The sequence below is a fragment of the Dawidia cretensis genome, from assembly GCF_018598175.1.
GTDB lineage: Bacteria > Bacteroidota > Bacteroidia > Cytophagales > Cyclobacteriaceae > Ohtaekwangia > Ohtaekwangia cretensis.
The window spans coordinates 91,806-113,283 of record NZ_JAHESE010000014.1 but is presented as its reverse complement, the minus strand read 5'-3'; the positions used below and the strand labels follow the sequence as shown (position 1 = coordinate 113,283).

The 21,478-nt window shown below is 53.1% G+C and carries 19 protein-coding genes; all 19 read right to left on the bottom strand.

Annotation, left to right across the window (positions count from 1 at the left end; genetic code table 11):
• Position 1 precedes the first annotated feature (1 nt).
• Genes KK062_RS15220 through KK062_RS15130 form a run of 19 tightly spaced genes read right to left on the bottom strand, consistent with a single transcriptional unit; the run spans position 2 to position 21,430 of the window.
• The gene (locus KK062_RS15220; RefSeq protein ID WP_254085174.1) at positions 2 to 1,108 is read right to left on the bottom strand and encodes a glycosyltransferase family 4 protein; all 1,107 of its coding nucleotides are present in this window, start codon (positions 1,106 to 1,108) and stop codon (positions 2 to 4) included.
• On the bottom strand, positions 1,105 to 2,214 hold the full coding sequence (locus KK062_RS15215; protein WP_254085173.1) for a glycosyltransferase family 4 protein: 1,110 nt from the start codon (positions 2,212 to 2,214) through the stop codon (positions 1,105 to 1,107). The genes KK062_RS15220 and KK062_RS15215 overlap by 4 nt, the downstream gene beginning before the upstream one ends.
• A 6-nt stretch (positions 2,215 to 2,220) precedes the next feature.
• The gene (locus KK062_RS15210) at positions 2,221 to 2,952 is read right to left on the bottom strand and encodes a glycosyltransferase family 29 protein (protein ID WP_254085172.1); all 732 of its coding nucleotides are present in this window, start codon (positions 2,950 to 2,952) and stop codon (positions 2,221 to 2,223) included.
• Positions 2,953 to 2,973: 21 nt separating this feature from the next.
• The gene (locus KK062_RS15205) at positions 2,974 to 3,825 is read right to left on the bottom strand and encodes an SGNH/GDSL hydrolase family protein (protein WP_254085171.1); all 852 of its coding nucleotides are present in this window, start codon (positions 3,823 to 3,825) and stop codon (positions 2,974 to 2,976) included.
• 3 nt (positions 3,826 to 3,828) lie between these two features.
• Positions 3,829 to 5,250: an MBOAT family O-acyltransferase gene (locus tag KK062_RS15200; protein WP_254085170.1), complete on the bottom strand. Its 1,422-nt coding sequence runs from the start codon at positions 5,248 to 5,250 to the stop codon at positions 3,829 to 3,831.
• Positions 5,251 to 5,265: 15 nt separating this feature from the next.
• The gene (locus KK062_RS15195; protein ID WP_254085169.1) at positions 5,266 to 5,898 is read right to left on the bottom strand and encodes an HAD family hydrolase; all 633 of its coding nucleotides are present in this window, start codon (positions 5,896 to 5,898) and stop codon (positions 5,266 to 5,268) included.
• A complete protein-coding gene (locus KK062_RS15190; RefSeq protein WP_254085168.1) occupies positions 5,876 to 6,586 on the bottom strand; it encodes an acylneuraminate cytidylyltransferase family protein in 711 nt (236 codons plus the stop codon). The genes KK062_RS15195 and KK062_RS15190 overlap by 23 nt, the downstream gene beginning before the upstream one ends.
• A 6-nt stretch (positions 6,587 to 6,592) precedes the next feature.
• Positions 6,593 to 8,137 (bottom strand): aldolase catalytic domain-containing protein, encoded by a 1,545-nt coding sequence (locus tag KK062_RS15185; protein ID WP_254085167.1) that lies wholly within the window; start codon positions 8,135 to 8,137, stop codon positions 6,593 to 6,595.
• A 12-nt stretch (positions 8,138 to 8,149) separates the two neighbouring features.
• Positions 8,150 to 9,217 (bottom strand): glycosyltransferase, encoded by a 1,068-nt coding sequence (locus tag KK062_RS15180; RefSeq protein WP_254085166.1) that lies wholly within the window; start codon positions 9,215 to 9,217, stop codon positions 8,150 to 8,152.
• A 20-nt stretch (positions 9,218 to 9,237) separates the two neighbouring features.
• Positions 9,238 to 10,704 (bottom strand): capsular polysaccharide export protein, LipB/KpsS family, encoded by a 1,467-nt coding sequence (locus KK062_RS15175; RefSeq protein WP_254085165.1) that lies wholly within the window; start codon positions 10,702 to 10,704, stop codon positions 9,238 to 9,240.
• A 25-nt stretch (positions 10,705 to 10,729) separates the two neighbouring features.
• Complete coding sequence (locus KK062_RS15170; RefSeq protein ID WP_254085164.1) at positions 10,730 to 11,668, bottom strand: glycosyltransferase family 2 protein; 939 nt, start codon at positions 11,666 to 11,668, stop codon at positions 10,730 to 10,732.
• A gap of 20 nt (positions 11,669 to 11,688) precedes the next feature.
• Positions 11,689 to 13,071 carry a surface carbohydrate biosynthesis protein gene (locus tag KK062_RS15165; protein WP_254085163.1) on the bottom strand — a complete coding sequence of 461 codons (1,383 nt, stop codon included), beginning with the start codon at positions 13,069 to 13,071 and terminating at the stop codon, positions 11,689 to 11,691.
• Positions 13,072 to 13,086: 15 nt separating this feature from the next.
• Positions 13,087 to 14,214 carry a polysaccharide pyruvyl transferase family protein gene (locus KK062_RS15160; RefSeq protein WP_254085162.1) on the bottom strand — a complete coding sequence of 376 codons (1,128 nt, stop codon included), beginning with the start codon at positions 14,212 to 14,214 and terminating at the stop codon, positions 13,087 to 13,089.
• A complete protein-coding gene (locus KK062_RS15155) occupies positions 14,214 to 14,906 on the bottom strand; it encodes an acylneuraminate cytidylyltransferase family protein (protein ID WP_254085161.1) in 693 nt (230 codons plus the stop codon). Before KK062_RS15155 ends, KK062_RS15160 begins: the two co-directional genes overlap by 1 nt.
• 11 nt (positions 14,907 to 14,917) lie before the next feature.
• A complete protein-coding gene (neuC, locus tag KK062_RS15150) occupies positions 14,918 to 16,048 on the bottom strand; it encodes a UDP-N-acetylglucosamine 2-epimerase (RefSeq protein ID WP_254085160.1) in 1,131 nt (376 codons plus the stop codon).
• Between the two features lie 5 nt (positions 16,049 to 16,053).
• Complete coding sequence (neuB, locus tag KK062_RS15145) at positions 16,054 to 17,094, bottom strand: N-acetylneuraminate synthase (protein WP_254085159.1); 1,041 nt, start codon at positions 17,092 to 17,094, stop codon at positions 16,054 to 16,056.
• A 25-nt stretch (positions 17,095 to 17,119) separates the two neighbouring features.
• Positions 17,120 to 18,919 (bottom strand): ABC transporter ATP-binding protein, encoded by a 1,800-nt coding sequence (locus tag KK062_RS15140; protein WP_254085158.1) that lies wholly within the window; start codon positions 18,917 to 18,919, stop codon positions 17,120 to 17,122.
• 1 nt (position 18,920) lies between these two features.
• Complete coding sequence (locus KK062_RS15135) at positions 18,921 to 20,009, bottom strand: hypothetical protein (RefSeq protein ID WP_254085157.1); 1,089 nt, start codon at positions 20,007 to 20,009, stop codon at positions 18,921 to 18,923.
• Positions 20,009 to 21,430, bottom strand: a complete 1,422-nt coding sequence (locus KK062_RS15130) for an MBOAT family O-acyltransferase (protein ID WP_254085156.1) — start codon at positions 21,428 to 21,430, stop codon at positions 20,009 to 20,011. Before KK062_RS15130 ends, KK062_RS15135 begins: the two co-directional genes overlap by 1 nt.
• Positions 21,431 to 21,478: the final 48 nt, after the last annotated feature.

Genomic DNA, 21,478 nt, shown 5'->3' with positions numbered 1-21,478 from the left:
TTCAGGATATTCGTTTACACACCGCCGTATATACCCGGGCGAACCGCTCGGCAATGTGTTCGTTCATAAAATCACGTATCACGCGTTGATAGGCTTCCTCCCGGATGGCAGCGGTATGCGTGGCATCGTGCAGCGCCTGGCGTACCGCGACGATAAAACCGGCCTCGTTGCTTTTCTCCACGAGCCAGCCGGTATGATCGGTCTGCACAACTTCGCCGATTCCCCCGACATTATAGGCGATAACCGGGACGCGACTATAGAATGCTTCCAGGATGGTACCCGGCAGTCCTTCGATGAGACTGGGCAGCACATACGCATCTGCATGGGCCAGAATGGCCGGCACGTCGCGCCGGTACCCCAGCAGTTGTACCTGTCCCTCCAGGCCCATCTGGCGGATACTCTCCTCCAACACGGGCCGTAGCTTACCATCGCCGAGCACGACCACCCGTACTTTCTCGCCTTGCTTCAGCAACTCCCGGGCGATGCGCAGTAAACCCTCGTGATTTTTCTCCGGCACCAGGCTGGCGATATTCACCAACACACGCGCCTCGCCGTTGAACACGTGTGCCAAATCGGCCGGTGGTGCCGACGGAATGGCCACACGTTCAATACCGATCGGAATCATGGTTGTCTTCCGCTCGGGAATGCCGTAGAGCTTTATAAAATCCTGACGGCAGATCTCACTGACAGAAATAACATGCGTCGCACGACGCGCCAGGAACCGGTTAAAGACAAGCTTGGGATAGCTATTGATAAAGTCGCTCGCTTTATTAGCGTTGCGATAGACCAAGGGCGCCTTCCATCCTGTTAGCAGTTTGCTGAAAACGGCGAACTTAAGCGTGTCCGAAGCATTTGCCTGAACCACGTCGGGACGTATCTCTTCAATATAGGCGGCGAGCTTGCGCCAACCCGCTACGTCGGCAAACCGTTTCTTGAGCGTTCTGTTCAGGCAATATATCTCGCCTTCAAACGGCAGCGTCGCGGTGCCCGGTACAAGGCTTACGACCCATACGGTGTGTCCCGCCTGCTGCAAATGGTTTCCCAATTGGCTGGCAAACATCTCCGCCCCCCGCAGCTGCGCCTTTTGTATCAATAACAAAATCCTCATATCGCTTTCAGGATTTCCTCCACGCGTTTATCCCAGGTGTAATAGTCTTCAAAATCGCCCAATGCCCGTATGGCCAGCGTCCGCCGCAACGCGTCGTTGTCACGAAGCTCGCGCACAGCTTGTACCCAGTCTTCCAATACCTCTGGCCGACACATCCGTGCGTTGACACCATCTTGCAAGATCTCCCGAATAACGGGCAGGTCCGACGTAATGATGGGTCTGGCCGACGACATATACTCAAATATCTTCAGTGGCGACATCCACAGCGCCAGGTTGTTGGCGCCCTGCTTCTCACTTACAATCACGGTACGGGTATATGGCGCGATCAGTATATCAAAAGATGTAATATAGGCCGGGAGCTCCTGCTGCGATTTAAATCCATGAAAGATCATGTTTGAAGAAGCTGTTGCCTTGATTTCGTTGATCTGCGTTGTACTGCCGCCCACCACGTGAAATTGCACATCCCGACAGATTTTGGCCAACGGCACGAGTGTTTCCATGCCTTTCCCCGGATACAGGCTTCCTACGTAACCAACCTTCAGCCCACGGTCGCTGAGCGCTGGTGTAACCGTCATAGGAAACAGGTCTGCCCCATCGTGCGCCACGACGATATCCTCCTCTTTACGTCCGAATTCCTTTTTGTAATACTGCCGCAGGGCGTCCGAGATCACGACCAACTTCTGAAGTTTGCGATGATAGAGAATATACCGGAACATGCGTCTCAATCGCACCCCCTTTCCTTCAAACGGCTCGTGCACTTCGAACACCACACGCTTGTTATACAGCAACAACAGAAACGCCGCGGTGATCGAGCGGGTGTACAACAGATCGGCCGACATCGTCAACGTTTTGAATGCCAGCAATATGTTGTAAAACATACCCGATCCGCGAAAAGCCTTGCGGGGATAGATCTTGATATCAAATATATTTTCCACCGCGTAAAAGGCGTGTGCGTCACGCACGTCACGGCGGCACGCCGTCGTATTCTTCGCCAGCAGTGTAACCTGGTGCCCCTGGCGGGCAAACGCCTGGCACATCTTCATGACGTGCACGCTGTTGGGGCTGGACGACGGTATGGCGGAGTCGGATATATAAATGATCTTCATAACGGCTTATTGGGTAGACAGTATCGCACGCAGTCCGGCATCCAGCTGCACATTTTTACCGGGGTGCCGCGCCAGGCGCTTCTTAAATTCCTCGTACTCCTTATCGGGGTTGTGCAGGCCCACGCTGATCATAAAGTCACGCGCCTGTTGCGCCTGCTGCATGTCGTCGCGGTAGCCGTCGCCATAGGCGGTCTTAAAGAAGGTAAAGCCGGTGATGTACAGCTCCGAAAAGTCCGACTCCAACAGCGCGCAGAGGGCCGAGTAGCCTGTAGTCGGCCGGTACTGCCCGAGGGAGCGGTCGATGTCCGCATAGAGCTTGTGCGACAGCACATAGGTGCGCTGTGGCGCCAGGTATTTTTTATAGAAGTTAAAGCTATTGCGCAGCCCTGTCCATTCATAGCGCGGGTTGATCACGTCCTGAATGCCCTGGCGTTTGTACATCTCAAAATCCAGCTTGCCACCGCCGCTGTGCATGTTCTCCAGAAAGCAGTGAAAAAGCACGTCGGTGCGGGCGCCGATGTCGACGGCATGTTTGCCGGTATCTACGGTCAGCGCCGATTTGTTCACCCGTACCACGATGTCGAACCCGTCGATGTAGGCACCCTTGCCGGTATTAAACGCCGAGCTGGCAGGCCCTACCACGGCGATGCGCTTTCCGCGAAACCGATGCAGCGGGAATACACGGATATTTGTAACCGCCAGTACGAGGCCCCGGAACGCATGAATTACTTTTTTCATAGTGATAGGTTCGCTCGCAGGTTAATACGCGTATTGTTTCGCAAAGTAATCCATAAAAATGGCAGAACCTTTTTTGTTCAGGTGGTCCTGGTCTACATACCAGTCGGCATTGGCCAGCGGCGCCATGAAGTCCTGCACCTGCAGGTTGTTTGCTTTGGCCAGCGAGTCCACCACGTTGGTCAGGTATATGCTGGCCGGACGCAGTCGTATGAGTGAGTCGTAGTACGGATGTACCGGGTAGCGCACCGGTATAACCTTATATCCTTTGTTTCGCGCCAGGTCGATCAACTCCTGGTATTCGCGCAGCAGGGTGTGGCTGACGGTGCTGGCCGGAAACTGCGCAGCGGCGCGCGAGCGGGCATGGGCCCGGGTAAACTTATCACTGTCGGGGTCGCCCGGCTTCTTGCCGAACTGCAGGAAGAACCGCTTGGTGTCGAAGCCTGTGTTCGGATCGAAGAACAACGGCATCCAGTATACCAGATGTTTGTTCAGGTACGGACTATTGATGACGCGGTTGGCGGCATTATTCTGCTTCGTCTCGCGATATACCGACAGCAGGTGTGGTTCAAAGGGAAGCACCACGGCCTTTTCACCCTTCCACTGATTACGGGCGGCGGCGTATTCGAACTTCATGCGCATGTCGCGCACATTATCCGAACCCGTGGCAAAATTATACCGCATAGGTTCTGTGTTGGCGGCCCACGACCGGTTGGAGTGGGAATCGCCTAAGATCAGGAGCCGGAACTCTTCGGGACAGTCGAGGTATTTTTCTTCATACGACCGCAAGTTGCCGCCGATCACAAAAACATATACCAGGTTGACCAGTAGCAGGATGCCCAGGCAAAGCAAGAGGTGACGCAGGAATTTGTTCATGTCCTAAAACTGGAAATAGATGAATTCGATATTGTTTTCGCTGCCTTTACCAAAGAGCAGCAGCACGATCGTCAGCACCAGCACATACGGTACGGCCGGTATGAACGCATGCGGCTTTCGCTCGTCACGCCGCGACAGCCAGTCAAGGCATACAAACAGCACGACCAGCAGCAACGAGTCGGCATATGCCGGCATCGACAGCAGGTTGTGGCCCATGCCCTGCAGGTAGTAAAAGGCATCGTGTACGGTGTCGGCCCGGAAAAAGACCCAGCCGATCGTGACCAGCACAAATGTTACCAGGATCTGCCACGCCTCCCGCCCCGACGGCAGCCAGCGGTCCGCCGCCACGATCTCGCCCGTGTGCTTGCGATTGGTATTGATCATAAACAGCGGCACATATAGCAGCGCATGGTAGGCGCCCCACAGTATATAGGTCCACTTGGCACCATGCCAGAAGCCACTCAGCAGGAAGATCACAAAGATGTTGCGCAGCGCCTGGCCGCGGCCGCCGGCAGAGCCTCCGAGCGGTATGTATACATAGTCCCGAAACCACGACGACAAGGAGATGTGCCAGCGGCGCCAGAACTCGGCAATATCGCGTGAGAAGTACGGAAATTTAAAGTTCGTGAGCAGCTCGAAGCCCAGCAGCTTGGCAGTGCCCAGGGCGATGTCGGTATAGCCGCTGAAGTCGCCGTAGATCTGGAAGGCAAAGTATATCGCTCCCAGCACAAGCGTCGAGCCTGATTCGTGGGAATAGTCGCTGAAGATGTTGTTCACCACCACGGCCAGGTTATCGGCGATCACCACCTTTTTAAAGAGACCCCACACGATCAGGCGCAGGCCCTCCATGCCTTGCTCGTACCGAAATACGCGAGGCTTGGCTACCTGCGGTAAAAGGTGGTTGGCACGCTCGATGGGCCCGGCCACCAGCAGGGGAAAGAAGCAAACGAACACGGCATAGTCGATGAAGTTGCGGAACGGCGTGACCTTGCCATTGTAAATATCCAGTACGTACGACATGCCGTGGAAGGTATAGAACGAGATGCCCACCGGTAGTAAAATATTGAGCACATAGGGATGTGTCTCCAGTCCGAAGCCGGCCATGAACTCCTGGAAGGACCCGGCAAAGAAGTTGTAGTATTTAAAAAAGGCCAGAATGCCCAGGTTGTTGACAATGCTGAGCCAGAGGTATAGCTTTTTGCGTGCTTGCGTTGTCGATTGATGGATGATCAGGCCAAAGAAATAGTCGATCAGGGTCGACAGCATGAGCAGGAAAACAAACCGCCAGTCCCACCAGCCGTAGAACAGGTAGCTGGCCAGCAGGATCAGCACGTTCTGCGCGCGCATGCTGCGGCCCACGACGAACCAATACAAAAAGAAAAATACGACAAAGAAGAGCAGGAATATAACGGAATTGAAAAGCATCGTTACGGAGGTGGGTTAAGAGACCGTTGAAAATGACCGGATATAGTTATACCCATTATGATCAAACTCGGCGTTGTTGTAGCCGATGAAGTCAATGTCGTTGGCCGTGGCGGCCTGGTAGTCGTTGATCGAATCGCCGATCAGCACAGTCCGCGCCGGATCATACGTATGCGCGACCAGCACTTCCTTTACCAGTTGTGTCTTGGGGGTAGGCGACCCGTGGATGGAGACAAAGTATTGCGCGAGGTTCAAGCTGCGGCAGATCATGTTCAGTTCCACACCGTCGGACCCCGACACGATGTGCATGGGAATATCGCGATACCGGCGGCGCACAAAGTCCAGCGAGTCGTTGATGAGCAGTTGCTCGTTGAGTAGCAGGCGCTTCATGACCGTCGAGAAGTCGGCCGCCATAGCCTGTACCTGCTCTTCTGTCACGGGCTCCTTCCGGATCTCTTCAAAGAAGTACCGGAACTTGACATACCGCGACAAGCCGCCGTTGATGCGGTGGTATGTCAGCAGTTTCGCCACCTGGTCCTGCGGGTAGGGCGCCAGCACGTGCTTGAAGCCTTCGTCGCGTACGGGCATGGAGTCCATCAGCACGCCGTCGAAATCCCACAGCAGGCAGCTATAGTTTGAAAAGTTTATCATAGATCGCTTCGGCTATCAGAAAATCGTCTTGCCAGTCAATGTCAAAAGACTTGATCTTGTCCTGCTCGTACAAAAATGGTTTCACTCCTACCCGGTTGCTATCCTTGCGGTATATCTCCCGCGAGGTGATAAACATGGCATGGTTCACCTCGTATAATACCGGCAGGTCCTGGGTACGGGGCCAGCGGTTGGCGCCAGCATCATAATTGAAGACATTGGCCTGGGCGTCGAGCAGAAAGTTTTGCAGCGGCATGACGCTTATGAGCGAGTCGTAGCCTGCCGCCAGTTTCTCATAGTACAAGGCAATGCCGCGGTCGTACTCGGCAGCGTCGATAAAGGGCGTGGTCGTATGCCCCCAGATGATGTGCGACTCCGTCACGATCTCGGGTACGTAGGCGATCAGATCGGTCAGTGCCGTGGTATCGAGACACAGGTGATCGGGCCTGACGATAACCTGTACCCTTTCGCCAGAAGGGTCCATCCGGCGGGCTACTTCCATGGATTCCTCGTCATTGGTCGATAAGACTATGCGCTGCAGCGTTTGGCACTGCATCAGCTGCCGGAGCTTTACCGCCAGAATTCCACCTTCTACACCGGCAAATGGCCGGGTGTTTTTGGATTTGACGCGCTGACTACCTTTACGCGTGGGCAGGAAAAAACAAATATCTTTCTTCATTGCTTCGGGCATGGGCCGTTAGACTAAATATGCATATACTGATACGACCGGCAAGTTTTTGTAATTGGTCGGCGTCAGCGAGCGCAGCGGGCATTTGCCATACGCCGTAAAGGCATCAAACAACGACTCGTTTTCATCCGAGAGGCCTTTCTCCAACTGAGTAATGGTCTTGTCCTGGTAGCCATCGTAGCCCACCAGCAACACTTCCTGAACGCCCAGTGTCAAGGCGGTTTGCAACGCCAGCGCGGTATGCGAGTCGCGCAGCTTGTCGGTAAAGTCTACGCTGGCCAGCTCAAAGCTCTTTTCCTGGATGGCCTCCGGTATATAAGTACCCATCTTACGCGGAAACGGCGGCAGCACGCACTGGCCATTGAAATGACTCAATTCCCCCCGGAAGATATTCTCCAGGCGGTGGCCTTCGTTACCCACCAGACAGAAATATTGATCTGCGCGGATGCCCTTATAGCTGCCCGCATTTTTAGAGCTGGCATGAATCAAGCAGATCTCGTCGCTATTGCGCTGCATATACTCCATCACGGCAGCCTGGTGCTGTTGTGCATTGGGACCACCCCCGATAATGACGGCTTTGGCATACCGCTTCGCCGGCTGGAAGAGCGGCAGCTTCTGGTTGTCTTCCACCTTCTCTTTCTGGTTGTGCAGTGCGCGGATAATGCTATTGAACGAGTAGAACCGCTTTGTCACCCATTCCATCACGTCCTTCTGCGGCAGCGAGTTAGCGCCCGATACCATGTATGGCAGGTTCGTACCCCAGCTATAGTGCTCTTGAAGCTTCTCGAACGCGTCGACCACGTTGCTGAGCGCGTTAAAGTCTACCTTCACATCTTTGCGTGCGTTGAGCGCGGTCAGCAACAGCTCGGTCTTCAGGTTGCCTGCTCCACGGCCCATTCCGGTCACGGTGGCATCGATCATCGCCGCACCGTGTTCTACTGCCGTCAGTGAATTGATGAGCGCCAGCTCCAGGTTGTTGTGCCCGTGAAAACCGATCTTGCAGGCCGTACGTTGCTTCACCAGATCCATCGTCTCGATAACGTCTTTCGGATACACACCACCGTACGAATCGACCATGTAAAAATAGTCCGCCACCGCGTCCACATATTTCAGCTCGTCCAGGAAACCCTTGTATTGCTTCCACTTGGACATATACATCACGTTGAAGCCAACTTCAAATCCCATTTTCTTAATGGCCTCGGCGAGCACCAATGCGCGTGACAACTGCTCGGGGTCAAGCGCAATACGCACCATCGAGATTATGCCCACGCATGGGGCCAGCAGTGCCGGTACATGCTCTTCACGTACGTCCTTTTCATTCAGGATCACCACCAGCTTCTTGTTCGAAAAGGTGTGAGCCTGCTCCAGCACATATTGCGGACAATAAAAATATTCACCCAGATATTCCTTCATCGGGTTGCTGCGGTAACCAATCTCCAGGTAGTCTACCGGCAGATCATTAAAGGATTTGAAATACTTCTCTACAACTTCCTTGCTGAAATCCCATTCGGTATAATATCCACCATCCCGAAGCGTGCAATCCAGTATCTTCATAATCTTTTTTATTTACGCTAAAACTTCCATCCATTGATTCAGAATCAGGTCCTGGTCAAACTTCGCAACCGAACCCTTGGCTTGTTGCCGCAGCGTTTGGTACAGTGCTTCATCCGTCACCAGCAAGTCAATCTGTTTTCTGAGCGTGGCGGCGTCGCCCACGGGGAAAAGATACCCGTTCACGCCGTCCACGATAATTTCGCTCGGACCGGTCAGGCAGTCAGCCGCCAGCACCGGCACTTCCAGAAACAACGACTCCACCAGCACATTCGGAAAACCCTCTTTGCTGGACGCTGAAAGCAAGGCCCGCGCGTGTCGCATCATCGGGTACGGATCGGCCAGGAACCCCTTGAAAATCACCCTGTCCTGCAGCCCCAGTTCTTCCGCGCGCTTGCGCAAACGTGCCTCGTCATACCCATCACCCAGAATCATCACGTCGTACGACGCACGCGCAACCGAGCCGGCGAAGGCCTCGAGAATCACCTCGATCCGCTTCTGCGGATGAAGCCTGCCCACCACGACAAAGTAAGGCCGTGACGTCGCCACCGGCGTATCCAAGGTACTACTAGCGACGTCGGGCACCGGGTTATAGAGAAGGTGCAGCTTTGACTTCCTTACATAGTACTTCCGCACATGCCGCCGCAATTCTGACGAAGGACAGATCACCTTGCGCACATTCGGTAAATTAAACATAATCATGGACGTTATCCATTTCCGCTTCTTGAAGAAAAACGGATACGCGTCATAGCGGGTGATCACCCGCGGGTACAGTGTGCTGGCCAGAAACTGACCACCAAGACGTGTAAAAGACAACGCATACCGTGGTCGGATACTCCATACCGTCGACGTTACCCGCCAGTAAATCATGAACAGCTTTACCAGCTTGTTTTTGTATTGCGAAAGGGCGAGGTCGATAATCTGAACCCCTGCATCGAGCGGATATTCTATCTTTTTCTCAAACAGGATCAGGTGCACCGCATGCCCCCTGGCCGAAAGTGCCGAAGCCACCCGCGATAGGTTGCGCTCAGCCCCGCCCTTCTTCAGCGATCCTATCAAAAATACAAAGCGTTGTTTCTTCATAATCCTGGTTCGCCTGTTAGTCAGAATGTTCTGATCACCACCTTTTTCTTTGTAAGCCGGGTGTATACCTTAATGGCCCGGTTAATCAACTTCTGTTTCAACGTAAATTTTTTCATGGGCTGCCCCTTGAAATAATTCTGGTTCAACCCTTTCGAAAAGAAATAACGAGCCTTCGTGCCCCCGTTCAGGTAATAATAACCAAACTTAACCGGGTTGGCCTTGTCCTTCGGCGCCAGGTCGTCCGTCAGCAAGGCATCGACGCCGGCACGATCTGCCGGCACGTACGCCACGTCGGCGTAGAAGTAACGGGCCTTCGCCAGCAGTACCACCGGCTTACCCCAGAAACTCGCCTCCAGCCCCATCGACGTGCCGAACGATATAACCTTCCAGGCAGTATCGAGCAACGCATACGTATCTACCTCACTTTCGGGTGCAATGACATAAACATTAGGATACTTCTGGTGCAACGACCGGATCACCTCCACATAGTGATACGTGAGTCCCTTCAGGTTGGGGTGCATGCGGATGATGAGATTGTATTCCGGAAAATTCTTGCCGTAAAAATCCACCACGTACTGCGTGCCGTCTTCCTGCCCTTCGAAGAAGGGATTCTTGTACATCGGGCCAACAGCCGCAATCTCATCGTCTGAACTGTTATACAGTACGACATTCTTGCGCGAGAAATCTATGCCTGCCGGCAACCTGTTTTTCTCCTGCGCCACCACAAACGAGCGCGCAATGATCACCTCGCCTTTACGCTTGCGCTCATAGTAATTCGAGCCTATGCGCATCTTCTCTTCCTGTGGCACCGCCGGATCGTTCCAGGCCTCGTCGATAAGCGCTTGCCGCGCCTCGATGGTATGCGGCAATACATTGTGAAAACACTCGATGATACCTCCTGGCCGCACCCGCTCGTACAGGTAACAGTCTACCGACAACGCCTGGCAGGCACGCAAAACCGAACGTGTATAGTCGAGGCGCCCATTGAAGAATATAACCTTCTCGATCTGATGCTCCTGCAGGAAGCGCTTCACTCCCAGATATACCAGCAGCGAGTTGTACGACACCTGCCGCAAGAAACCGTCTTTATTTTCCCGCACCAGGTTTTTGTCACGCGTACGCGTGATGTACGGCGATATCGCCGCTTCGCCCACGTCAAACGTCTCGAAATAAAGATCGTGACGGATGTCGGTAACGTTGCTGAAAAAGTCGTCTGCCATCACGCGGTCTTCAGGCGCTATCAGCTGCGCCAGGCGCAGCACTTCGTAGTCGCCTTCCACCAGCTTCAGCGAATTGACAATGTTAGCCTCGCAGTAGTAGCAATTCGAAGACTCCGACGTTTTGTTGAACGCACAGATGTCGAATGTCTGGAAACAACTCAGAAAATAAAGCTTCTCGGCTCCCGCATGAATTTCCTCCTGCAGCCGATCAAGCATCACGGCATTAAATAAAGACGATAAATAAGGCGAAAATACAAGCGTTCTCATGCGGATAGATATTCACAGAATAAGGTCATTTTTTTAAAGCATTTATAAATATCCGCTGCACGGCGCCCGGCGCCAGTGACAAGAGGAACATGCCCACAACACTACTCCGCCACAGTGTGCGGTCGTAGTACAACGCCCCGAAATGACGGGGCGAAAGGGTATGCTGGCGCCCCAGGGCGCGCAGGCTCGGAAACATAAAAGAGTTGGAATGGCGCTTTAATGCGCGCCGCATTCCTTTGTCGTGTACCGTTGGCAAGAGCTGTTGCACCAACTGGCGCACAGGGTGGTCTTCCAAGTAATGTTTGTTAGCGTTTATCACACTGTCGGCCACCCGATTGTCGTAACGCTCCCCCAGGTAGCAAATCCAAAAGCCACGTTGGCAAGTGTACATCAGACGCAACCAGGTCTCGCTGTCGCCACCGCGCTTGAAACGCCCGGCAGGAAATCCGCCCGACGATACCAACAGGTCACGACGTATCACGACGCTGGAGGTATGAATGGGCTTATGCAGCAGAAACCGCTGCAAGTCAAATACGTGACTTCCCTCGGTCTCAAACTTTCGGTAGTACATATGCGGACGGCTTTTTTGCTCGCTGCCCACCAGGAAACCCGAACAAAACAACGAGATATCCCCATGCGCTGCGATAGCATCATATACCCGCTGCAGAAACTGGGGCATCCACACGTCGTCGGCATCCAGAAACGCTACCCACCCGGTGTTCGCCTTTTCAATCCCCAGATTACGCGCAGCATAACCACCCGGTCCCGGCGTGTCACGGTTGTACACTGTAATGCGCGGGTCGGTAAAGCCCATGGCTATTGCCTGTGAGTCGTCGGTTGATTTGTCGACAACCAGCAATAACTCAAACGACTGGAATGTTTGGGCCAGCACCGACGCAACTGTGGTACGGAGGTACGCAGCCTTGTTGTAAACCGGTATGACGACTGAAAAAAAAGGTTGCATGTCTATAGTTTCAGAAACGATCATTTAAGACCGATACGAATCAAGTATTTGTTGTAAAACTGCACATGGATCTTTTTCTGCAGAACCTTCTCCAGCATGGCAATCTTATCCTGGATATATACTTTATCGAAGCCCTGGAACTTCTGCTCCGCCAGGCGGAAACTCCCCTCCTTGCGGCCCAGCATCTTGTTATAAAACTTACTGCCCTGCAGCTTGGCTTCGCGTCGCAAAAACGCCTTGCGGATGACGTTGTTCCCCGGCACACTGAAATCAGTCTTTGTGGAATGCGCAACACGTTCTTCGATAACGTCGGTCAGTCTGTCAAATGCATCGGACCGGAAGTTCTCCATCAATCGCACCGCCTTTTCGGGTAGTACAAATCCCGCCGAGAAAGCCGCCTTATCGCGGAAAGCTTCTTCGAGCAGGGCCGCGACTTCGTCGATTGTCTGCGCCCGCCGTCCCATTTGGTTGGGCAAGTAGTTGCTATTCGACTCGGCATAGATAGGCTTGTAGTTGATCACGGGTATACCCGACAACTGAGCCTCGATGGCAGTCGTACAACCATCGTGTAAAATGGCCGACGAGCCGAGAATCCAGGGGCCGACAGATCCTTCATACACGGTATGGATATTGGGCACGCCCTTAAAGACCGTGTGGTAGTAGCTATGATTTTCGACCGGGTGCGGCCGGTACACAAAATTTATGTGTGGGTAGCGAACCGCCATGTGGTGGACCAGTTCTACCATTTTGGAAAGCTGAATAGCCGATCCCACATAATAGTCAATCTTTTGTAAACGCTTGACGGGGTCGTTTACAATGTAGTTTCCTTTGTCGGAAAAGAAATACGAAAGTCCGCCGCCGTGGTTGGCACGGCCGTAGTTACCATTTATCAATACGTACTCGCCGAAACGTTCCTTGATTTTGCGCACGTCTTCGTCATACAGAAATCTATATTTCTTGTAAAGCTCAAACCGCGGATGGCCTGTCGTAACGACTGGTACATTCTTATTCTTGATACGTCCTCGATCGTAATCGCCCTGAAAATCGCCCCAGACACATACCCGGTCGTTTTCATCGAAAACGTCGATGTTGTATTGCGACGACAACTTGTCCTGCCAGTCTTTCTCCGTGCCGCTGAACACGGCGCCTTCTTCGTGCAGGTATACGATATCGAAACCTTTTTTCTTCAACCGGTAATAACCCTGATAGGAATCCACATCCGAGCGCTTGGCAAAAATGTTCTTTCCTGCGTAAATGCCGTTCTTGAAATGCGGAATGAGGCGCTGCAGGAACTGGTACTGCCCCACAAAGATAGAGCGGTCCTTTTCTGCCAGCTTTGCAGCCAACGTAATGCGAAAATCAATTTCCCTGTTCAGGGTCTCTACCGGAAATAGCAGATTCATCGGAGAATGAAGTAGTTAAAATAATTGAGAGAATATCGATTGATAGAAGGCGAGCGTTTCACGCTTCCGTTGTCCTAAAACATCATGCCCTGCCGGCGTCGGTTCCTGCAACTTTCGCTGCACGGTGGTCACCAGGTCATCTGCAAACGGTTGATCGACCCGAACCACCGCCTTGTAGTATCCCAGGCTGTCGTACATGTTCTGTACGCGGTCTAATGCCGCCAGGCCGATGCTCTTCACACCCAGCGCGATGCTGCACACATTGGCATGGAAACGCATGCCCGCCACCACCGCGCTGTTTTTATAGGCGGCATAAATCTGGTTACACCCGAAGTCGCCCTGCGCGAACGGCGCCACGGCAACCCGTGTGCGAATATGAAAGTCGTTTACGTGCTTCAGGATCGCATCGATCGCCTTGTAGTCGCTGTAAATATGGGGGGCGAAGGCTATGTCCAGCTCGGTATCTGCAATCAGGCGATTCACCGCCGTACCCATCTCCCGCACGTAGGCGCCTTCGTCGATCTTACCGAGATTTCGGTTTTCCATGTGTACCTGGTCGGCGGTCGTGTTGATCAGGATATAAGGTCTTTCGGATGCGCGGTAGAGACTGCCGTCGTTTTCGTAAAAGAACCCGTGGTCCAATATCTCGGGTATCGCGTCGTGATACTGTGTACCGATAAACTCCCGCAAGGTGTCTTTCGAGCCATCGTTCCGGACAGCCACATAGGCGTTCGGCTTTGCCAGCAACTGGTCCAGGAAGCGTCTGAATTTCTCGATGTTGCCATCTGGCACCACTTTGTGCGGCATACAGCCCACGCTGGTGATGATGAGCGGCACCCGGATCAAATCCAATACCTCCGGCGAAATATTCAGGGTAGTGCCCGTAATGCTGTTTTCCACCCAGAAATCCAAAAAGCCACCGCCGCCAATAACAAACGCGTCGTAGGTATTTACGTGGGCGGCGAAGTCGGCATCAAACCGACACTTATCGGGCAGGGAATAGTTGTTGTAAAACCGGCGTATCTCGAGCTTGTCGATCTGCCAGGTACCTGCTCCCAGAGCCGTTAGTATATTCCGGAATCCCATGTGGCTGGCGTTGTCGCCGATGTTGCCATAGTGGGATGCTAAATGAAGTATTTTCATCAGTACAAATTATTATCCGCAATGAAGCGGGCATACAGCAAGTCTCCCGGCTCGTCGATGTCGATATCGTTGAAGCCGGTCAGTTCAAACCCGAGCACTTCGGGAGTTTTATACGAGCGTACCTCGCGGATATAGTCCACCGTCGAGATATAGATCGCACCATTGTATTCGTAAGCAGGTTTGGCGTCCTGCCGGCGGTGGCTGTTGTCGCTTGTCACGACCGGCACCATGGTATCGTCGTTGTTTTTATAAAACAATAACGTGGGGCTCTTGCGCGTCTTCGAAACCGAAACCACCATGCGAGCTTGTTGGTCCAGCGTGTACTCGATCATGCGGTCAATGTGCGCCGCATGGCGGAAGGGCGACGTGGGTTGTAACAACACCAGGTAGTCGTAACGCTCTTCGAGTTGATCCAGGGCATGCATGATCACATCCATGCTCGAGCTGCCGTCTTGCGCCAGCGCAGCAGGCCGGACAAACGGTACGTCACAGCCGTATTGACGCGCTACCGACATGATGGCTTCGTCGTCGCTCGACAAGATCAGCCGATCGATATACCGGCTGCCAAGTCCCGCTTCGATGGTCCACGCCAGCAGAGGCTTACCACCCAGATCGGCAATGTTCTTTCCCGGGATTCCCTTCGAGCCTCCCCGCGCCGTGATCAGCGCCAGAAATTTCTTATCTCTATACACGCACGCTAGGGTTACAGGTCGCGGAATTTCTTTTGCTTCGACGTCTGCCAAAACTCGCCCGACTCGATCACTTTCCGGAATTTTTCGGCGCTGTTACCGTCACCGTAGTGGCCGCACGGCGGGAAACGTCTCTTTGCCGATGCCCGGGCAATGGTCTCCAGGATGGCGGCCTTGTCGAAGTCTACCACGTTAAAGATAGACTCATATTGCAGGCGGTTGTTCTGCCGCGTGCCGACGTTGACGGTGGGTACACCGTATACAGGCGCCTCGTGAATGCCGGCGCTGGAGTTACCGATGATAAAGTCGGTGTGTCCCAGCAACGTCAGGAAATATTCGAACCGCAGTGACGGGAAAATCTTAATGCGCGGCTGGTTCTTGAGGCGTTCGTATGCGCGGAAAATTTCGGTCGACCCCAGGTCATTGTTGGGATAGATCAGGATATAGTTCCGTTCGCTTGCCAGCAGAGCATCGGCAAAGACTACTGCATTGTCGAACTGCTTGTCAACCTCCGTTGTGACGGGGTGTAGCATCGCGATGGCGTAGTCGTCGAACGAGATATCGTACCGTTTTTTAGCATCCGCCAGCGACGGCAGTGTGTCCGACAGCATGATATCTACGTCGGGCGAACCGATGCGGAATATGCTGCCTTCGTTCTCGCCCAACTGCTGCAGGCGTTTCTCTGCAGACGTACTGGCCACAAAGTGCATGTGCGACAGTTTCGAGGTGGCGTGACGAAGCAGATCATCGATCGTGCCGGAAACCTCGCCGCCTTCGACGTGTGCCACCAGCGTATTACGCAAGGCACCGACGATGGCGCCCGCCAGGGCTTCGATACGGTCGCCGTGGATCACGATCAGGTCCATGCGATACTCTTGCAGAAACCGCGTAAGTCCCGTAATGGTGTTGGCCAGCACGATCTCCATCGACTCGCCCTCCATCTGGTTCACGTACATGAACAGGTTATCAAAACCTGCACGCTTGATCTCGGTAATGGTATTACCATACTTCGACAGCATGTGCATGCCTGTTCCGAAGATCATATAATCGTAATCACGGTGATCTTGCACGGCCTTGATCAACGGCTTGAGCTTCCCGAAGTCCGCACGGGTACCCGTAATAAACAGGATTCTTTTTTTAGTCATGACAATTAATCCAGGTCACTCCACTTCAGGTGTACGTCGTTGGCGACGTCGTTCTTGACAGTTTTACCAAGCAAATTCTCATAGTGCTCTGCCAGGATTTCGCCCGTGCCGGGACGTTTCACCCAAATGTTATCTTTGGTCAGAACATCTCCTTTCTTGATTCCGCTGATCGACACGACAGAAGCATATGCAAAGTCGATGGTAGGCTGCTCTTCCTTCACAAACGATTTCTCGCCGCCCCGCTCCTGCTTGAGCATCTTTGCACCCTCGATAAGCTCAGACATCGCCTTTGGGTCCATCGAGCAAACGATGTCCGGGCCGGGCCGGTCCATGCGGTCAGTAAAGTGACGCTCCAGCACGGAAGCGCCCAGCGCTACCGCCCCGAGACACGCGAGGTTATTAATCGTGTGATCGGAAAGCCCTACCACCGCGTCGGGAAACTCTTTCGCCAGTTGATCCATTGCGCCCAGACGCACCAGGTGCGGCGGCGTGGGATAAATGTTGGTGCAGTGCAGTAACGCGAAGGGCACCTTGTGCTTGCGGAAAATCGCAACTGCCTTGCGAATGCTGTCAATACCGTTCATACCGGTGCTCAGGATGATGGGCTTTCCAAACTGCGCGATATGCTCCAGCAGCGGATAGTTGTTACATTCTCCCGAACCGATTTTATAGGCGGGCACATTGAACTTCTGCAGGCGTTCAGCCGCCGCACGTGAAAAAGGCGTGCTGATAAAGATCATACCCTTCGACTGCACGTATTCCATCAGCTTGCGCTCGTCTGCTTCATTCAGCGCACAACGCTTCATGATTTCATAAATAGAGACATCCGCGTTACCGGGAATAACTTTTTTTGCATCGCCCGACATCTCGTCTTCAACGATGTGAGTCTGGTGTTTAATGATCTCCGCGCCCGCACGGTGGGCCGCATCGACCATTTCGAATGCGGTCTGCAGCGACCCCTCGTGGTTGATACCTATTTCTGCAATAACCACAGGATCATAGTCATATCCGATTTTCCGGCCCTGGATTTCAAAGAAAGGATGCATATAGTTATTTATATATTTTACGTAATTAAAACTCTTGTAATTCGACCATGCGCTTAAAGCGCGCCGACCGCTCCAGCATTTCCGAGAAGCTTCCCGACGCGGCAACCTTGCCTTTCTCCAGCAGGTAGATTGCGTCGGCATTCTTAATCGTCGACAGACGGTGCGCAATGATTACGATGGTATACCGCCCGTGGAGCATTTCGATGTTGCTCTGGATAATCTTCTCGGTTTCCGAGTCCAGCGCCGACGTCGCCTCGTCGAGAAGAAGCACCTCGGCCGCCTTATACAATTCGCGCGCAATGGAGATGCGCTGTTTCTGGCCACCGGATATCAGGATACCGTTGTCGCCCAGGTTGGTCTTTTCCTTTTCGGGCAGGCTCGTCAGGAAGGCCGTCAGCGAAGCCAGCTCGATAATCTGCCAGAAGCGCGAAACGTTGGCCTCCGTCGGCTCCGCCCAGAACGTGACGTTGTTATAGATGTTGTCGTTAAAGATCACCGGCTCTTGCGAGATATACCCGATCTTGCTGCGGAAGCTGTCCAGGTTGTATTGCTGCAACGACGTGCCGTCCAGTTGAATCTCGCCCGTATCGGGTTTGATCAAACCGGCAATCATGTTCGCCAGTGTAGTTTTACCCGAACCGCTCTCGCCCACCAGCGCGATGGTATGGTTTCTGGGAATCTGGAGATCGATATGCTGCAATACGGCGTTGGCGCCGTAGGAGAACGACACGTCGCGAATGGAGATGCCTTGCTGGATCGTCGGCGCGGCCGTCGGCATTTGCACCTCCTGCATGCTTTCCATTTCTGTCAGCAGCGTTGCCACCGAATTCATCGAACCGGTATTCTGAATGAAGTACTGCCAGTGATTCTGAATCACCATCAGGTAGGTAAGCGACCTGTAGAACAGCAACAAGCTCAGCAGGATCGTAGACAGGTTGGCCCCCATCAGCTTCAGCTGGGCCTGGATGACGAGCACGACGATCACAATGATGATCGGCTCCTTGATACTGTTGGTGATCGAGCTGTAAGTACCCGTTTTTCGCGACAGTAACTCCGACTCGCGGATCACGTCTTTGAGCTTCTGCGCGAATACTGCGAAGTAGTTAGTCGATTTCAGGTACTTGAAGTTAAAAACCGCCTGCACCAGGAAGCTGTTGAAGTTGTTTCCTTTGCGGGATATTTCAAGCGAAATGCGCTTGGTCGAGTTGTAGATCTTGCGATACAGGAAGTTCGACAAGCCGGCGCCGATGGCCACCAGGAAGGCGAACTGATAGTTGGCCATGAATGCCAGCAGCACATACGTGCCGAGCATGACGACCGACTGGGCCGCATTGAAATAGTTATTCATCCCCTGGTACAGGCGCTGCACCTCGCTGGTAAGCGTATTGTGTACGCGGCCGGCATCGAGACTCAGGAAGCCCCGATAACTGAGATGCTGCAGATCGTCCACCAGGCGGTAGCGCACCGTGCGCATAAACGTATGCCGGATATGTACCTGGTACTTGAGCTGTACGAACTTCAACCCACCTTTGATCACGAACACGATCACCAGCACGGCCAGCACCGTATCAACAGTGATGTTGAAGCCCAGCCCGGTGATAGCGTCGGTCAGGTAATGTAGTCCGCCCATCGTTTCTTCCTGCGAGGCGCTCATACGTTGGCCGTCGCCTACCGCTTGTAGCAGCGGCATAAACATCGCCAGGCCAATACCGTCCAGAAAACTGATGAAAACGCTTAGCACCAGGTTCAGGATCAGCCTATTACCCAGTACGCTGTAATAAAAAGAAAAGTATCCTAAAAAATTATTATTAAACTTTAGCTTCATGTCACTTCTTCCTTATTAGTTCCACCGGGCTGGCAGGTGCATTCAGCAACCCAAACCGGCTTTTATCTATGTATTTCTCCAGCGTGTGTTCGCCACGCGCACACAATGCCTGCACCAGTCGCAGGTAAGCCACCTCCGACCCGTGAAAACCATCCACCGCCTCGCGGTCCGTCGCGTCAAGGCGCTTGAGCGAAGAAAAATTATGCACCCGCAAATGATGGTGCTCCATGGCAGAATCCAACTTCGATAGGTAATCGTACTTGCCGGAGGTCACCATCTGTTGGTATACCTGGTCCGGGTACGGCGGGAAAAACATCACCAGGCCAATATCGTTCTGCTCACAATACGTTACGAATCGCAGCAATACATTGATCGCTTCCGGGTTCACCTGGTAACACCATTCAAATTTGTTAATTCCCCGTTTAATTCGTTTTTCAACATCGACAAACGAAACAGTATCGCCACGAAATACCTTTTCAACGGTTTTACCATATCGGTAGCTGCCGTCGTAGCGAAAGCCGTTGCCGTTCATGATAGCGTTTAGCCCCACATGTCCGGGCGTATGGAACACCTTACCCAGGTCGATTTTATGGTCGTAAAGGTCAGTATAAACTTTCTTAAGCGAGCTGGTGAAGAGCTCCGTCGCACGACGGGTGCGGTTGTAGTGACATGGCCGACGCATGTCGTCCCAGTTGGCATTGAAGAAGTTCTGGTCCAGCGACAGCAAAATGAACGCAGGGTGGTAGTCGTTCCGCTTGAATTCATCGCTCAGGCACGCCAGGTCGCCGATGTTGGCAATTACCCCTCCGCCATTGAAAAACCGTACGTTTGACTGAAAGAAAAACTCCCGTACCTGCATGATGCGCGATGTACCCAGCGCCAGTACTTCAGGCTTGCGGTGCAGAATCTGCTGCAGTTTGTAATCGCGCGCCTGGTCGCTGTAGGCAAGGCCGAGAATTTCGCCGGGTGCCAGACTCTCTTTTGAAAAGTCGTCCAGCTCTCCCGAAATCTCCAGCACGGCATAGGGTACCAGCAAAAACAGCGCGATCGGCAGTGCATACAGCAAAGTCTTGAAAATGAACGATTTCATCAGAATTGGAAATAGATAAATTCCTCACTACCAAACGCCCCGAACAAAATAACCAGCAGCACCAGGCCATAGTACAACGCAAACCGCGTCACTGCGTTCATCCGCTGCAGGAATTCCGGCAAGCCGTTTCGGAAGAGCCACTCCAGCACCACAAAAAGTCCCAGAATGCCCACCAGTCGCGTATCGATCCTGGTGACATGCAGTCCCCAGAATGGATGCGTGAAAATACCCTGGATGTACCCCACGGCCTGCGTCATGTCCGCGGACCGGAAGAATATCCACGCAAAACATGTCAGGGCGAATGTCGTCATCACCTGGAACAGTTCACGGGGCGACGGTAACAGTCGTCCCGCAGCGATGGTATCTGTATTGCGGCGGTTGTTGCCGGTCAATAGCAGGGGTAGAAAATATAATCCGTTCAGCGCTCCCCACACAATAAACGTCCAGTTTGCCCCGTGCCAGAAGCCGCTCACCAAAAATACGATCATGGTGTTTCGCACGGCCTTCATACGGCTAACCTTACTGCCACCCAATGGAATATAAATGTAGTCGCGAAACCATGTGGTGAGGGAAATGTGCCACCGACGCCAGAACTCGGCAATGTCGCGCGCAAAGTAGGGCGTCCGGAAATTTACCAGCAGCTCGATACCAAACAACTTGGCCGTGCCGATGGCGATATCCGAATACCCCGAAAAGTCACCGTAAATCTGGAACGCGAAAAAGACCGTTCCGATAATGAGCTCCGACCCCGTGGCCGTTCCGTAGTGATTAAACACCTCGTTCACCACCAGCGCGCAGTTGTCTGCAATCACCACTTTCTTGAAAAGGCCCCAGAGAATCAGGCGCAGGCCGTCGACCGATTGGTTATAATTAAACGACCGGTCGCGTGTAATCTGTGGCAGCAAATGCGTGGCTCGCTCGATAGGCCCCGCCACCAGCAACGGAAAGAAACTCACGAACAAGGAGTAATCTACAAAGCTCTTGATCGGCGTAGCCTGTCCCCGGTAAATATCGATGACATACGACATGCCGTGGAATGTGTAGAACGATATCCCTACCGGCAACAAGACTTCCAGTAAAACGGGGTTCATATGGAAGCCGAAGGTGTCCAGCAGTATGCGCGCAGAATCGGAAAAGAAATTGAAGTACTTGAAGAAGAACAGAACGGCCAGGTTGTTAAAAATACTGAGCCACAGAAACAGCTTCTTGCGGTTCTGAGAGTTATGGATCCACAGGCCAAAGCTATAGTCGATAAGCGTAGACAGCATCAGCAGGAACAAAAAACGCCAGTCCCACCATGCATAGAAAACATAACTGACAATCCAAAGCAGATTATTTTGCAGTCGCCGCTCGCGCAACACCCAATACAGGGCGTACACCACTAAGAGAAAGACAGCAAATTCGAGTGAGTTAAACAGCATATGCTCAGTAATGTGACACTATTCGATTATGCAAAGCGAAGATTATCG